9 protein-coding genes and 1 pseudogene are annotated in these 14,937 nt (G+C 69.6%); 5 read left to right on the forward strand and 5 right to left on the reverse strand.

What is annotated here, in order from left to right:
- Positions 1–39: 39 nt before the first annotated feature.
- The 3 genes from C665_RS03365 to C665_RS03375 all read right to left on the reverse strand — a co-directional run bounded on the left by C665_RS03365 (position 40) and on the right by C665_RS03375 (position 10,006).
- Positions 40–9,150, reverse strand: coding sequence for a glycoside hydrolase family 94 protein (locus tag C665_RS03365; protein WP_004300067.1), 9,111 nt, complete (start codon positions 9,148–9,150; stop codon positions 40–42).
- 120 nt (positions 9,151–9,270) lie between these two features.
- On the reverse strand, positions 9,271–9,585 hold the full coding sequence (locus C665_RS03370) for a BON domain-containing protein (RefSeq protein WP_004300069.1): 315 nt from the start codon (positions 9,583–9,585) through the stop codon (positions 9,271–9,273).
- 85 nt (positions 9,586–9,670) lie between these two features.
- On the reverse strand, positions 9,671–10,006 hold the full coding sequence (locus C665_RS03375; RefSeq protein WP_004300071.1) for an ElaB/YgaM/YqjD family protein: 336 nt from the start codon (positions 10,004–10,006) through the stop codon (positions 9,671–9,673).
- Between the two features lie 305 nt (positions 10,007–10,311).
- Between C665_RS03375 and C665_RS20005 the strand changes: the two genes are divergently transcribed.
- Positions 10,312–10,470, forward strand: a complete 159-nt coding sequence (locus tag C665_RS20005) for a DUF3309 domain-containing protein (RefSeq protein WP_004300073.1) — start codon at positions 10,312–10,314, stop codon at positions 10,468–10,470.
- Positions 10,471–10,588: 118 nt separating this feature from the next.
- On the opposite strand, the gene C665_RS03385 is transcribed toward C665_RS20005, so the two are convergent.
- Both C665_RS03385 and C665_RS03390 read right to left on the reverse strand, forming a co-directional pair.
- Complete coding sequence (locus tag C665_RS03385) at positions 10,589–10,795, reverse strand: YMGG-like glycine zipper-containing protein (RefSeq protein WP_004300075.1); 207 nt, start codon at positions 10,793–10,795, stop codon at positions 10,589–10,591.
- Between the two features lie 13 nt (positions 10,796–10,808).
- Positions 10,809–11,321: pseudogene (locus C665_RS03390) on the reverse strand (hypothetical protein); the annotation flags it as partial.
- Positions 11,322–11,626: 305 nt separating this feature from the next.
- Between C665_RS03390 and C665_RS03395 the strand changes: the two are divergent.
- The 4 genes from C665_RS03395 to C665_RS03410 form a co-directional block, all read left to right on the forward strand.
- Positions 11,627–12,307 (forward strand): histidine phosphatase family protein, encoded by a 681-nt coding sequence (locus tag C665_RS03395; protein WP_004300079.1) that lies wholly within the window; start codon positions 11,627–11,629, stop codon positions 12,305–12,307.
- Positions 12,308–12,496: 189 nt separating this feature from the next.
- Entirely contained in the window at positions 12,497–13,600 is a 1,104-nt protein-coding gene (gene pdhA, locus C665_RS03400; RefSeq protein ID WP_004300080.1) for a pyruvate dehydrogenase (acetyl-transferring) E1 component subunit alpha, read from the forward strand.
- Positions 13,593–14,573, forward strand: a complete 981-nt coding sequence (locus C665_RS03405; RefSeq protein ID WP_004300082.1) for an alpha-ketoacid dehydrogenase subunit beta — start codon at positions 13,593–13,595, stop codon at positions 14,571–14,573. Before pdhA ends, C665_RS03405 begins: the two co-directional genes overlap by 8 nt.
- A partial coding sequence (locus C665_RS03410; protein WP_004300084.1) for a biotin/lipoyl-containing protein occupies positions 14,570–14,937 on the forward strand: 368 nt, incomplete at its 3' end. The genes C665_RS03405 and C665_RS03410, both read left to right, overlap by 4 nt.

Consider the following 14,937-nt stretch of genomic DNA (forward strand, 5'->3'; position numbering starts at 1 on the left):
CTGTGTATCTCCTGCGCGCCCGCGCCGGGCGCGCTGCGCTCAGGCCCCGCCGCCCAGGCCTGCGGCCTCGGCCTTGCGCCACACCTCCACCTCGACCCGATGCTCGCGCTGATCTTCCACCAGCGTAATGCTGCGGTCAGCCAGTTCCACCCCATCGAGCCTCACGCGCTGAAGACCGCCCGCCGCATCGCCGCGGGCGGGCAGTTGCACGATGAGGATGTGGTAGACGGTTTCCCGATAACGGTAGTGAAGCCTGAGCTGCGGCCACTCGGCCGGCAGGTTCGGCATGAAGCATAGCCGATCGCCTTCCACGCGTAGCCCAAGCAGCGACTCCATCATCAGCCGGTACATCCAGCCTGCCGAGCCGGTGTACCAGCTCCAGCCCCCGCGCCCGGTGTGCGGCGCGCGCGCATAGACATCTGCAGCAACGACGTAGGGCTCCGCCTTGTAGACGTCGATCGCCTGGGGCGAGCGCGCGTGGTTCACCGGATTGATGATGCGCAGCAGTTCCCACGCCCGCTCGCCGTCGCCGAGAGCGGCAAAGGCCATCGCCGCCCAGATCGCACCGTGGGTGTATTGGCCGCCGTTCTCGCGCACGCCCGGCACGTAGCCGCGGATGTAGCCGGGGTCGAGACTGGCGCCACTGGCGCCGGCGCCATCGAGCCGGGCGCTGTCGAAGGGCGGGTCGAGCAACTGGACGAGGCCGTCGGCGCGCCGTACGAGGTGTTCGTCGACCGCCTGCATCGCCCGCCGCGAGCGCGCCTCGTCGGCAACGCCCGCCAACACCGACCAGCTCTGCGAGATCGAATCGATGCGGCATTCCGCGCCCTGCGCCGAACCGAGCACCGTGCCGTCGTCGAACCACGCGCGGCGGTACCAGTCGCCGTCCCAGGCGTGCTGCTCGATGCGCTGGCGCAGTGCTGCGCCCTCGCCGCGGCAGAAGCCGGCGAAATCATGATCGCCGCGGTTGTCTGCCAGGTCGGCGAATCGCCCCAGCACCTCGCACAGGAAGAAGCCCAGCCACACGCTCTCGCCCCGGCCCTGGATGCCGACGCGGTTCATGCCGTCGTTCCAGTCGCCCGAGCCCATCAGGGGCAGGCCGCGCTCGCCGAAGCGCAGGCCGTGGCGGATGGCGCGCACGCAGTGCTCGTAGAGGCTGGCCTCGTCGCTCGAGCGCATGGGCAGGTCGTAGTAGGAGTCCTCCTCGGGCAGGACCGGCCGCCCCTCGAGGAAGGGCTGGCGCTCGTCGAGCACGCCGGTGTCGCCGGTGGTGCTGACGTAGCGACACACCGCCAGCGGCAGCCACAGGTAGTCGTCCGAACACTGGGTGCGCACGCCGCGCCCCGCGGGCGGGTGCCACCAGTGCTGCACGTCGCCCTCGATGAACTGGCGACTCGCGCACAGCAGCAGATGCGCGCGCACCAGCCCGGGTTCCGCATGGACCAGCGCCATCGCGTCCTGCAACTGATCGCGAAAACCGAAGGCGCCGCCCGATTGGTAGTAGCCGCTGCGCGCCCACATCCGGCACGCCAGGGTCTGGTACATCAGCCAGCCATTGGCGAGTACATCGAGCGCAGGCTCGGGAGTCTCGACCTGCACCGCACCGAGGGTGTGATTCCAGCGCTGCCACACCGCCTCGAGCGCCGTGCGCGCGGCTTCCGCACCGCGGAACCGGCGCACGAGCACACTGGCCTCGTCGGCGTTGCGGCCGACGCCGAGGCGGAACACGATCTCGCCTGCCTGCCCGGCTGGCAGATCGACCGTGACCTGGATCGCCCCGCACGGGTCCAGCCCCGCCCCCACCGTGCCCGACAGGCGCGATCGCCCCAGGGCCGCAGGATGGCGCAGGCTGCCGTTGCGACCGACGAATTCGGCACGGTCGCCGCTCACCCTGCGGGTCGGATCATCGACATCGAAGAAGGCCACACGCTCGGCGAACTCGGCATTGAAGGGATTGCGCGCCAGCAATGCGCCGCTGGCGGAGTCGATTTCCGTGCTGACGTGCATGGCCGACTTCGCCCGCAGGTCGCCCAGCACCCATTCGACGTACGCAGTCGCCGACAGCCGACGCGGCCGTCCGGACTCGTTGCGCAGCTTTAACACCGAGAACTTGATCGCGGCATCGGTGGCGACATACACCCACAGCTCGGAGACGATGCCATGCACCCGCGTCTCGAAGACGCTGTAGCCAAAGCCGTGGCGGATCACGCACGTGGCCTCGGCCCGCATCGGCTGCGGCGTCGGCGACCACGACTCGCCGCTGTCCTCATCGCGCAGGTAGAGCGCTTCGCCGCCCGCATCGCTGACCGGGTCGTTGTCCCACGGCGTCAGGCGGAACTCGTGCGCGTTCTCGCCCCACGTGTACGCCGCCCCGCGCTCCGACACCACGGTGCCGAAGGACGTATTGGCGAGCACGTTCACCCACGGCGCGGGCGTGACCTGCCCGGGCGCGAGCGTGATCACGTACTCGCGCCCGTCGGCGGTGAAGCCGCCCAAGCCGTTGCCCAGGATCAGATCGGTGCGCGGCGCCGGCCCCGACACGCCCGCAGCCCCTGAAGTCGTCGTCCCGGGACTGTCGGACGCAAGCGCCAGCGCATCGCTGCGCCGGGGCCGGAAGGCCGGCTCGCGCACCCTGGCCGGAGCTGGCTGGTCGAGCTGCTCGGCGAGGGTGCCGCGCGCATCGGAGAGCACCGCCCGCGCCACCGACTGCAGCAGGATGCGGTCTTCGCTGGCGATCTGCTCGGCCATGCGCACGAAGATGCCGCCCGGCCGGTCGATCACGCTCGCGCCCACGCCAGACGCGATCAAACCCATGATCTCGTCCTGCAGGCGCTGACGGTAGCCGACGTGCTCCTCGTTCCAGATCACCAGATCCACCGCCAGCCCCTTCAGCCGCCAGTAGGCGTGGGCCTGCACCAGTTGGCGGACGAGATCGAGGTTGGCCGTGTCGGCGATCTGCAGCAGCACGATCGGCAGGTCGCCCGAGATCGCATACCCCCACAGCCCGGACTGGCCGCGATGGTTGCGCACCAGCACGCTGGCATCGGCGCGGCGCGCGGCGTTGGCGTAGAGCACCGCGCTCGCCAGGCGAGCGTGCAACTGGGCGTCGGCGTCGCTCAGGTCGAGCTGGCGCAGCACGACCTGGCTGTGCGTCCACGACAGCTCGAAGACGCGGTCGGCGAGGTGGCGGTCCTGGTACTTGTCGATCAGGCACTCGGCCACCTCGCGGCGCTCGGCGATGCCGGTGACGATGTCGATCATGGCGGTCTGGTCAGGCTCGAGGGTGACCGTGCAGCGGATGGCCACGATCGGGTCGAGCACCGAGCCCTCGCTGTCGGACAGCGGCCCCGCGGCGCGCATCGCCAGTGGCTCCGCGGTGCTGGCATTGCGGCCGATGAAGCGTGCGCGATCGGTCTCGTAAGACACCGTGCCCGGCCCGGCCTTGGAACCAGGCTCAGCCCCAACCCCGGACGCCACTCCGGACGCCTGCGGGCGCACCACCATCAGATGGAACATCCACGGCGCCTGCTCGTCGCGCGAACGCGGCCGGCGGGTGCACAGGATGGCCTGGCGGGCGCGCACGATCTCGGTCTGCACGAACAGGCTGCTGAACGCCGGATGCAAGGCGTCGGTGGCCGGTGGTGCGATCACCACCTCGGCGTAGCTGGTGAGCTCGAGCTGTCGGCGCTGGCCCGAGCGATTGGTGAGGCGCACCCGGCGCAGCTCGATGTCGTCCTCTGGCGAGACGACGATCTCGGTGTAGGTCTCGATCTGGTCCACCCTGCCTACGTCCACCCTGTCGCCGCCCTCCCCTGCGCTGCCCTCGCTCGAGCTCCCGTCACCGAGCACGTCGTGGCGGCGGAACTCGGCGCGGCCTTCGGAAAAGATCGCCTCGTAGACGGCCGATGGCTTCAGCGTGGGCTGGCAGGTGGTCGACCACACCTGCCCGGTGCCCAGTTCGCGCAGGTAGCAGAACGCGCCACGGTTGTCACAGGTGCCGTCTTCGCGCCAGCGCGTGAGCGCGAGCTCCTTCCACCGGCTGTAGCCGCCACCGGCGTTGCTGAGCATGACGTGGTAGCGCCCGTTGGACAGCAACTGAACCTCGGGCATCGGCGTGTGCGGCGTGTCGAAGAAGCGGATCGGTGGTTCCTCAGCGGGCGCCGCCGAGTGCATCTCGGCGAGCTGGGCAGTGTGCGGAAACAGTTCGGTCGCGCGCGGGATGCGTTCCTGCAGCAGCAGCAGCGCCGACTGGAACTCCCGATCGGCCTCGAAGCGGCGCTGCATGGGGCGCGCCAGCACGAGGGAGGCGAGCGCGAGCAGCGTCATGCCCTGATGGTGCGCCATGAACGAGCGCACCACGACGCATTCCTGCCCGCGCCGCTGGCGCGCCGGCGTGTAGTCGATGGCTTCGAACAGGCCGAAGCGGCCCATGAAGTCTGCCGCGGCCAGGCGCTGCAGATTGGCGCACGCCTCCTCGGGCGCCACCATCAGCGCCAGCGCCGAGGCGTAGGGTGCGACCACCAGGTCGTCGGCCAGGCCGCGCTTGAGTCCCAGACCGGGGACGCCGAAGGCACGGTACTGGTAGTTGAGGTGCACATCCACCGTGTTGTAGCCGGACTCCGAGATGCCCCAAGGCACGCCGCGCTGGCGGCCATACTCGATCTGGCGCGCCACTGCCGCCCGGCAGGTCTGGTCCAGCAAGGTGTCGTCGTAGGTCGGCATCACCAGCAGCGGCATCAGGTACTCGAACATCGACCCGCTCCACGACAGCAGCGCCGGCTCGCCCGCGGTGCGGGTCAGCAGGCGGCCAAGGGCGAACCAGCTCTCTTGCGGGATCTGCCCCTGGGCAATGGCGACGAAGGTGCTCAGGCGTGCTTCGGACGCCAGCAGGTCGTAATAGCTCGCATCGACACGCTGTTCCGCCACGTTGTAGCCGATGGTGAACAAATGGCGGGCGTGGTCGTACAGGAAGCCGAACTCCATATGCCCCAGCTCGCCGGCCTGCATGGCCAGTGTGTCGATGGTCGCGAGACGCTCGCGGGCACGCGCACCGGCGATGACGAGCTGGCGCTGCAACGCGCTCAGCCAGGCATGGCGGGGCGCAGTCGCGGCCGCGGACGCCGCCAGCGCCAGGCGATCGGCGATGAGCGGTGCGCAGCGCACGTCCACGCTCGCGAGCTCCAGCAGGGTCGGAATCGGCGCGTCCGGACCGATCGGGGCGAGCGCGCCGGCGAGCTCGGCGCCAAGCTCGCCAGCAAGCTCTGCCTCCAGCCCCGGCGGAAGCGGCGCAAGGCTCAGCCAGGGGGCAAGGAAATCGACTTCATCCAGCACCGCACGGCACTGGCCCGCGAGCGCCCGGGGCCATTCGCCCCCGGCGCCCTCGGGCGCGCGCGTCTCCCGCTGCAGCACGTTGTCACCCTGTGCGCTGTCGCCCTGCATGTTCTCGCCCCCTGGGCGCTCGCCCGCTGCGGGGACCAGCACCTCCGCGAGACCGGCCAGTGCCGCCAGACTGGCCCGCAGCGCCGCGAGGGCCATGGTCGGCGTACCGGCCGCGCCCGCCAGCGCCTGGCCAAATGCCGCCAGGCGATCCGGCGCGATATCGGAGTCCGCCTCGACGATGGCGAAGGTGTCACGCACGCCCTCGAGCAGCCGCGCCGGCACGATCGGGTCGGTGCCGAGCGCGCGCAGGCCTGCCTGCAGCGTGATGAGGTGGCCGGCAAGGTTGCCGCTGTCCACCGTGGACACATAGAGCGGCGGCATCGGCTGCAGCGTGCGCGTGTCGTACCAGTTGTAGAAGTGCCCGCGGTGGCGCTCCAACCCGGCCAGGGTGTGCAGGGTATCGGCCGTGCGCTGCACGACGCCGCCGGCGGTGAGATAGCCGAAATCGTAGGCGGACAGGTTCGCCAGCAGGGCCATGCCGATGTTGGTGGGCGAGGTGCGGTGGGCGACCAGGCCCACGCGATATTCCTGGAAGTTGTCCGGCGGCAGCCAGTGGTCGAGGGGACCGACGAAGGTGTCGAAGAAGGCCCAGGTCCGGCGCGACAACACGCGCAGGAATCGAAGCTGTTCGAGCGAGAGCTCCACCACCGGGCGGGCGAGCGGCCGACTGATCCACCACGCGATGGCGGGCGATGCGAACCACAGCAGCAGTACGGGAAGCGCCGCACCGAGGGCGGCGGGATTCGTCAGCGCAAGCAGGGAAACCACGGCGCCAGAGAGCGTCGGCCCCATCCACATCGCGCGCAGCACGCTGGCGAAGCCATGGGCGCCACGCTGGGCCGAGGCCCGCTCGGCCTCGCTGGAGGGGTTCCACTCCAGCAGCCGTCGGTGCGACACCGCCATGCGCCACACGCTGCGCAGGATCGCATCCAGACTGAACCAGGCCTCGTGCGGCAGGCAGGCCAGTTCGAACGCCACCTGTCCGCCGCGGCGCGCCGCCGCGATTCTTGCCGCGGTCACGTGCTGCAGCCAGCTCACCTCCTGCGGCTTGTGCACGAACCCGTGCAGCGTCGCGAGCACCGACGGCAGCAGTACGATGGCGATCACCGACAGCGTCCACGTCCATGCCACGCCGGGTACGATCCAGCCCAGCACCAGCAGCAGCACCAGCGCCGCGGGGACGAGGCTGCGGCGCAGGTTGTCGAACAGCTTCCAGCGCGACAGGGCCGACAGCGGATTGGGCTCGCGACAGGGGGCCCGGGTTTCGCCACCCTCGCCGGCCGTGGGCTCGGCGCACTGCACCGGCACGGGCGACCGCAGCCACGCGATGAGCTGCCAGTCGCCACGAATCCAGCGCTGACGGCGGCTCACGTCCGTGCCGTAGCGCGCCGGATAGTCCTCGTAGAGCGACACGTCGCTGAGCAGCCCGGATCGCGCATGGCAGCCCTCGAGCAGGTCGTGACTGAGGATGCGATCTGGCGGCAGACGGCCGCCGAGGCAGTGTTCGAACGCTTCGACATCGTAGATGCCCTTGCCGACGAAGGAGCCTTCGCCGAAGAGGTCCTGGTACACGTCCGACACCGCCCGCGTGTACGGATCGACTCCCGATTCACCACCATTCAAGCGCGCATAGCGGGAGCGGCTGGCGCCCGGCAGGCTGATCGCCACCGCGGGCTGCAGGATGCCGTAGCCGGCAACGACACGGCGCGTGAGCCGATCGTGCTGCGGGCGGTTGAGCGGGTGCGCCATGGCCGCCACCAGCACCCGACCCACATCGCGCGGCAACTGGGTATCGGTGTCGAGGGTGATGACGAACTTCACCCCGGACAGCGCAGCGGTATCGCCCACCACGCACGCGAAGCCCGCGCCCCGGGCAGCGGGAATGCCGCGCAGCAGCGCGTTGAGCTCGGCGAGCTTGCCGCGCTTGCGCTCATGCCCCATCCACACGCCTTCCTTCGGGTTCCAGCGCCGCGGGCGATGGAAGAGGAAGAAGATGTCGCCAGCGGCATTGGGCCGGCCATCGCCATATTTGCGGTTGAGCGCATCGATGCTGAGGCGCGCGCGCTCGACCAGCGCGGCATCTTCAGGCAGCGACTGCTGGCGGGCGTCGAGCAGGTCGGTGAGCAGGCCAAAATGCAGGCTGTCGTCGCGATTGGCCAGGAAGCGTACTTCCAGCGCCTCGACCAGCTCGTCGACGTTGTCCGCACTGGTAAGCATGGTCGGCACCACCACCAGCGTGCGCCACTGCGGCGGGATGCCGGCCGAGAAGTCCATGCGTGGCAGCGGGTGCGGCGTCGCCAGCAGCGTAGCCAGCCAATTCACCAGGGCTGCGCCCAGCCGGCTCGCGGCGAGCAGCGCAAGGGGGGCAGCTGCCGCGGCCAGCAGCCAAGCCCCTCCTCCGCCCACCGCAGCATCCTCCGCGACGCGGGCGTGCAAGGGCCAGAGCAAGCCGACGGCGATGGCGATACTCAACAGCGCGATGGCGCCGAGATAGAGAGCCAGCGGGCAACGCCGCGCCCGAGCCCTCAACGCCGCGCGCCGGGATGGACGAAAGGCGACCGCGCGCTCGAGCGCCGGCCGGCCCTTGTCGATGAGATAGAAGCCGACGTGCCCGGCGCGGGCTGACGCGTCGCCTTTCTCCTCCGCATCCTCCGCGCGATCCCCTGCTTGCTCACCCGCCGGGATAGCGCCACCCGCCAGCACTACCGCCTGGTGCGCCACCCCGCCTTCGCTGCAGGCGCTCTTCTTCGCGATCGCCTCGACCACGTGCCGGTAACGGTCACGGGTTGCAAAATCCATCCCCGCGTACATCCTGCTGGGGTCCTCACGCAGCGCATGCTCGACCACGCTCATGGTCTCGACGAAGGCGCGCCAGTCCAGCGCGCTCAACAACCGCAGGCTCCCGATGCTGTTGCTGATCGACACCTGATCGGCGGCCTGCTGCTGGTTCTCGGCCTGGATCGACTGCTCGACCGTCATGCCGTGTTCGGTAAGCTGCTGCTCGATCCACGACAGCGGCAAGGCCAGCGCGGGGCCGCGATGCTGGAACCGACGCACGAGTCCGGCAACGAAGGTGCAGCTCATGGGCGGGTTCGAGCGCGCCATGTCGGCTAGCACCAGGATCAGGCTCTTGGGGTCGGTGTCGGCAGCCTCGGTCACGCGGTCGGCCCAGGAGTCGGCCAGATCACGCTCGGCGCAGGCATCGGCCACCCGCACGCTGGTTCGGCGCAGGCCCTCGACCAGCGCGAGCCGCAGCATGATCGGGATCGCCCAGAGCTCGCCCAGCTTCAATGCACTGACGGTCTGGTACGCGGCGATGAAGCGGCGCAGCTCTTCGGCATCCACGCGACCATCGCCATGCGACACGATCTCGAGCATCAGGTCGTACACGCGCGGCTGCCCGGCCGATGGCCCATTGGCCAGGCGCGGCAGGCCGACACTGTAGCCGCGCGGCAGGTGTCGCCGTGCGGTGCGGATCTGTTCCTCGATGAGATAGAAGTTGTCGAGCAGCCATTCGCCCGCCGGCGTAATGCGGCGGCCCTCGGTGACGGCGGTGGTAAGACGCCGCGAGGCTTCGACAAGTGCGTGCTCGTTGGCCGCCAGCCGGGTCAGCAGTTGGTCCGGACGCGGGCCCGACGCGAGTTCATGGGCGGCGGCAAGGGCCTTGCCGTGCTGCGCCATCTGCTCGCTGCTGAACAGCTCTGCGCGCAATGGCGACTCGGCGTCGGCAGCGTTCCCCATTCGGGAGCGCAACGCTGGAAAGACCGCAAGGGAAGCCCCGCGGCCACCGTCGATGATGCGCTTCAGCAGTGGCCACGGGAAAGGCATCGCTTACTTCAGGCGCATGTCGTTTTTGACCGACTGCACGCCCGTGATGCCGCGTGCCAGTCCGACCGCGGTGTTGATGTCGGCTTGCGAATTGACGAAGCCACTGAGCTGGACCACGCCCTTGAAGGTCTCGACGTTGATTTCAGCGGACTTGAGGCTGGGATGTTCGAAGATGGCCGCCTTGACCTTGGCCGTGAGGACGCTGTCATCGACATACTCGCCCATGCCCTCTTGCTTCGAGGTCGAGGCGCAACCCACGGCGGTGATCAGGGTGAGTGAGAGGAAAAGCGCGGATAGATACTTGCCAAGCTGTTTCATGATCGGAATCTCCAAAGTTTGGTGACGCGGGACTTCTGACTGCTGCTTCAGTCCGGTTGCGGACATGCCGCGCCGGATTCATGCATCACCGGCTTCGCCACATCGTGGCGATGACCAACCCGGCCACGGCGGCAGCGCCGAGGACCTTCCAGGGGTTGTGGACCACATACTCGTGGGTGATGTCGGCGGCCTCACCCATGCGTCGGCCGGCCGCAACGCGCGCCTTGTCCAGACGCACACTGACCTCGCCCAGGCGGTCATCGATGCGCGTTCGCACCGCGGCGAACTCGTCGCTGCTGGCGGCGAGCACTTCCTTGAGCAGGCTCTCCGTATCGGCGACAAGCCCCTTCAGATCCTGCACCACCTGCCCGCGCATGTCCGCGACCGCACTGTGCTCGGCTGCATTGAGTTGGGTATTCATAATTGCTCCTGTTGAGCGTCGTTGGCCCGACGGTTCGAATCCGGGCGGGTATTCCCTGTGAATAAGGTCGGGGATACGCTGGATTCGGATACTCGTCCTTGCGGCCAAACCCGTCTGTGCGCCAGCCAACAGACCGCAGATCACGTCTCGCCAAGACTCGGCCAAGGCAAGGGTGACGCGCAGCCACTCGTTTGGCGCCGCGCATCCCGACCGGTCCTCAGCCCGAACGCACGACGCAACATTGCTGCGATCGCGGTTTGTGGGCGCCGTGCCGAAGGCACTCAATGACTGCAAGGAAAACTAAAATGTCACTCGGAACCATCCTGCCGATCGTGCCGATCCTGTTCCTGATCGGCGCTCTTCCAAGCTGGCCGCATAGCCGGAGCTGGGGTTACGCGCCCAGCGGACTGCTCGGTGTGGTGCTGCTGGTCGTGCTGATCCTTTTCCTGATGTGGCGGATCTAGCAAGCGCCACGAGCACGGGGAGAAGGTGAACGACGGAGAGCCGCTCGGGAGCGGCTCTCCGTCGTTCCAGAACGGCTCGGGCTTGAAGCCCCGCGCCGTGCGCGCGCATCGCGAGACCTTACTTGCCGACCTCGTGACCGATGATGCCGCCGACCGCGGCCCCCCCGACGGTGCCGATGGCGCTGCCACCGGTGAGCACTGCACCACCGACCGCGCCGACACCGGCGCCGACAGCCGTGTTCTTGTCCTGATTCGACATGCCGGCACAGCCCGCGAGGCCGAGCAGCATCGCGGCTGCGACCGTACCAACGGCCAATCCGTGCATTGTTCTCATGGCATTACTCCTTGATCTGATGAAGCGGGAAGTGATGCCTTGGCGGATCGCGCCGGGTCATGCACCCCACCTTGCCAAGGAGCGGAGAGGACCGGCGAGGATGCGTCGCATCGGTGGAAAACCCCCTGCACCGTTCGGCTCGGATTTGATCAAACTGAGCCCTCGCGCCGATCCCGTCTGTCGGCTGGCGCACATAACGCGCGCCGCTCGCCATGCGCAGGCGCGCACATGCTCGTTGGTCGGCGACCGCCAGCAGCATGTTGGCGCCGGGCGGCAGATGGACATGGATGATGTCCGCCTTCTCGTCGACCAAATGATCGATGAAGCCCGGGTCCTGGTGTGAGAAGCCCTTGTGGTCCTGACGCCAGACATGCAAGGTGAGCAGCTCGTCGAGCGAGGCGATCGGCCGTCGCCACGGGATCTCCATGCTGGTGGCCTTGAGCCGCTTGGCATGCTGATTGAACATCGAGTCGATGATGTGGACAAAGGCCTTGTAGGATGAAGAAAAGCCAGGGCGTCCAGCGAGGGTTTGTGAGAATTCCCCGTCAACGCCTTTGTCCTGTTCCTTGCCTTGGCCCGCAAGCTGATGCGTATGGCCAGCCTGGCGCCGGAGATGCTCGCCCTGGGGAAAGGTGCGCCTGCAGCCTCCGAAATCGGGGTTTTAGAGTACGAAACGGCGAAGGACGACCCAAGAAGCCGGAAGGCGCGAGCACATTCATGCTGAACAGATCATCCCAGCGTTACAGCGGTCACAAACCCGCTCACGCCCCCTTCTGCGGGCGTGATCGAAAAGATCACAAGCTCTGAGCCGGGCCTGCCGCGATGAGTACGGACGCCTCGGACTGGCGGGTCCCCGCCGCCACCCTGCGCTGGCTGGACGCGGTGCCGGCCGAGCGCGGCGTGGCCATGCTGGTCCGCCATTCGGTGCGCGACCCCTTGCCGCCCGGCGACCTCGGCTACGCCAACGCGCTCAACGCCGAAGGCGTCGAGCTCGCGCGCAGCCTTGGCGAGCGCCTGCACGGACGCCTGCGCAGCCTGCACACCAGCCCGCTGCAGCGCTGTGTGCACACCGCCGAGGTCTTCGCGCGCGTGGCCGGCGACACGCCACCGATCGTCACCGACCGCATGCTCGGCGACCCCGGCGCCTGGGTGCTCGACCGCGCGCTGGCGGGCGAGAACTGGAAGCGCCTCGGCAGCGAGGGGATCATGGAGCAGTTGGCGACGACCGACGAGGACCTGCCCGGCACGCGTCCGGCGCGCGTGGGCGCGCAGAACCTCGCCATGCACATGCTCGCGATCGCCGCGGGCTCGCCCGGTCTGCACGTCTTCGTCACCCACGACATCCTGCTCGCGATCGCGGCGGCGCGCTTCCTCGGCCCGCCGCCGGCCGGCCCGGAGCGCTGGCCGGGCTACCTCGAGGCCGCCTTCTTCTGGCAGGACGACGACGGCCTCCACGCCGGCTATCGCGACCGCCACCGCGGCGGCCTCACCGGCGCGCGCTGACGAAGCGGCAACCGCGTCGGGAACATCCGCGCACGGGCGCGCTCCAATCCCGCAAACGGAAAACGTCGCGGCGCCGCCACCCGGTCGCCGACGACATCCACGCCCGGATGCCACCGGCGCCCAAAGGAGACGAACCCCGACCGGGGCGCGCAGGCATGCGGGGCCGACCGAGCCTGAAGGGAGCGCGCCATGAGCACTGTCGCCCGGTTCCACATCGATCACGTCCGTTTCCTCGACCCGCAGGGCGAGGCGCTCGGGCCGCTGCCCGACTTCGCGCGCGATCCCGCACAGCTGGTCCCGATGTACCGCGCGATGTACCTCACGCGCACCTTCGACGCCAAGGCGATCGCGCTGCAGCGCACCGGCAAGCTCGGGACCTTCGCGTCGGCGCTCGGCCAGGAGGCGATCGGGGTCGGGGTGGCGAGCGCGATGCGTGCCGAGGACGCGCTGTTTCCCTCCTATCGCGAGCACGCCGCCCAGCTCGTGCGCGGCGTGCGCATCGAGGAGAGCCTGCGCTACTGGGGCGGCGACGAGCGCGGCAGCGACTTCGCCCAGGCCCGCCACGACTTTCCCAACTGCGTGCCGATCGGCACCCAGGTCTGCCACGCCGCGGGCGCGGCCTATGCCTTCAAGCTGCGCGGCGAGGCGCGCGCGGCGGTGTGCTTCCTCGGCGACGGCGGCAGCTCGAAGGGCGACTTCTACGAGGGGCTCAACTTCGCCGCGGTGTGGAAGGCGCCCCTGCTGATCGTGGTGAGCAACAACCAGTGGGCGATCTCGGTGCCGCGCAGCGCGCAGAGCGCCACCGCCACGCTGGCGCAGAAGGCCATCGCCGCCGGCGTCGAGGGCGTGCAGGTCGACGGCAACGACCTCGTTGCAGTGCACCACGTTGCCCGTGAAGCGCTGGCGAAGGCCCGCGCCGGCGGTCGACCGACCCTGATCGAGGCGGTCACCTATCGCCTCGGCGACCACACCACCGCCGACGACGCCTCGCGCTACCGCGACCCTGCGGTGGTGCAGGAGCAGTGGTCCTTCGAGCCGCTGACCCGGCTGCGCAACCACCTGGTCGGGCTCGGCGCCTGGGGGCCGGACAAGGAGGAGGCGCTCGCGCGCGAATGCACCGAGACCGTGAATGCCGCGGTCGAGGCCTATCTGAACACCCCGCCGCCCACCACCGCGGCGATGTTCGAGCACCTCTTCGCGACCCTGCCCGCCGCGCTCGTGGCCCAGCGCGACGAGGCCCTGCGCTTCACGCCGCGCAAGGCGGGCGGACAACCGGGAGGCGATCATGGCTGAGATCAATCTCGTCGAGGCGGTTAACCTGGCCCTCGCCCACGAGCTCGCGCGCGACGAGGCGGTCGTGCTGCTCGGCGAGGACATCGGCGCCAACGGCGGCGTGTTCCGCGCCACGGTCGGGCTGCAGCAGCGCTTCGGCGCCGGGCGCGTGGTCGACACCCCGCTCGCCGAGACCGCGATCGTCGGCACCGCGATCGGCATGGCGGCGATGGGCCTCAGGCCGGTGGCGGAGATCCAGTTCTCCGGCTTCCTGTATCCGGCGATCGACCACCTGATCAACCATGCCGCGCGCCTGCGCAACCGCACCCGCGGCCGGCTCACCTGCCCGCTGGTCGTGCGCACCCCCTGCGGCGGCGGCATCCATGCGCCCGAGCACCACTCGGAGAGCCCGGAGGCGATGCTCGCCCACACCCCCGGCCTGCGCGTGGTCATGCCGTCCTCGCCCGCACGCGCCTACGGCCTGCTGCTGGCGGCGATCCGCGACCCCGACCCGGTGATGTTCCTCGAGCCGACGCGGATGTACCGCCTGTTCCGCCAGGAGGTCGCCGACGACGGCGAGGCGCTGCCGCTGGACGTGTGCTTCACGCTGCGCGGCGGCACCGACCTCACCCTGGTGAGCTGGGGCGCGATGCTGCACGAGACCCAGGCCGCGGCCGACGCGCTCGCCACCGAGGGCATCTCGGCCGAGGTCATCGACGTCGCCACGCTCAAGCCGCTCGACCTGCCGACCATCCTGGAGTCGGTCGCCCGCACCGGGCGTTGCGTGATCGTGCACGAGGCCGCGCGCACCGCCGGCCTGGGCGCCGAGATCGCGGCCGGCCTCGCCGAGGAGGGCCTGTATTCCCTGCTCGCGCCGGTGCAGCGCGTCACCGGCTACGACACGGTGATGCCGCTGTCGCGGCTCGAAACCCAGTACCTGCCGAGCGTCGAACGCATCGTCGCGGCGGCGCGCAAGACCCTGGAGGCATCATGAAGATCTTCAAGCTGCCCGACCTGGGCGAAGGACTGCAGGAAGCCGAGATCGTCGAATGGCATGTCAAGGCGGGCGACGAGATCGCCGCCGACCAGCCGCTGGTATCGGTCGAGACCGCCAAGGCGATCGTGGACATCCCCTCCCCTTACGATGGGCGGGTCGCGAAGCTGTACGGCGAGGTCGGCCAGCTCGTGCATGTGGGCGCACCGCTCGCCGGCTTCGAGGGCGGCGCCGAGACCGCCGACACCGGCACCGTGGTCGGCGAGATGCAGGTCGGCCAGGAGGTGCGCGCCGAGGCGCCGGCCGCGCTCGCACCGGCAGCCCACGGCGGAGCGGGGATCCGCGCCACCCCGGCGGTGCGCGC

The organism is Thauera aminoaromatica S2 (assembly GCF_000310185.1).
Classification (GTDB): Bacteria; Pseudomonadota; Gammaproteobacteria; order Burkholderiales; family Rhodocyclaceae; genus Thauera; species Thauera aminoaromatica.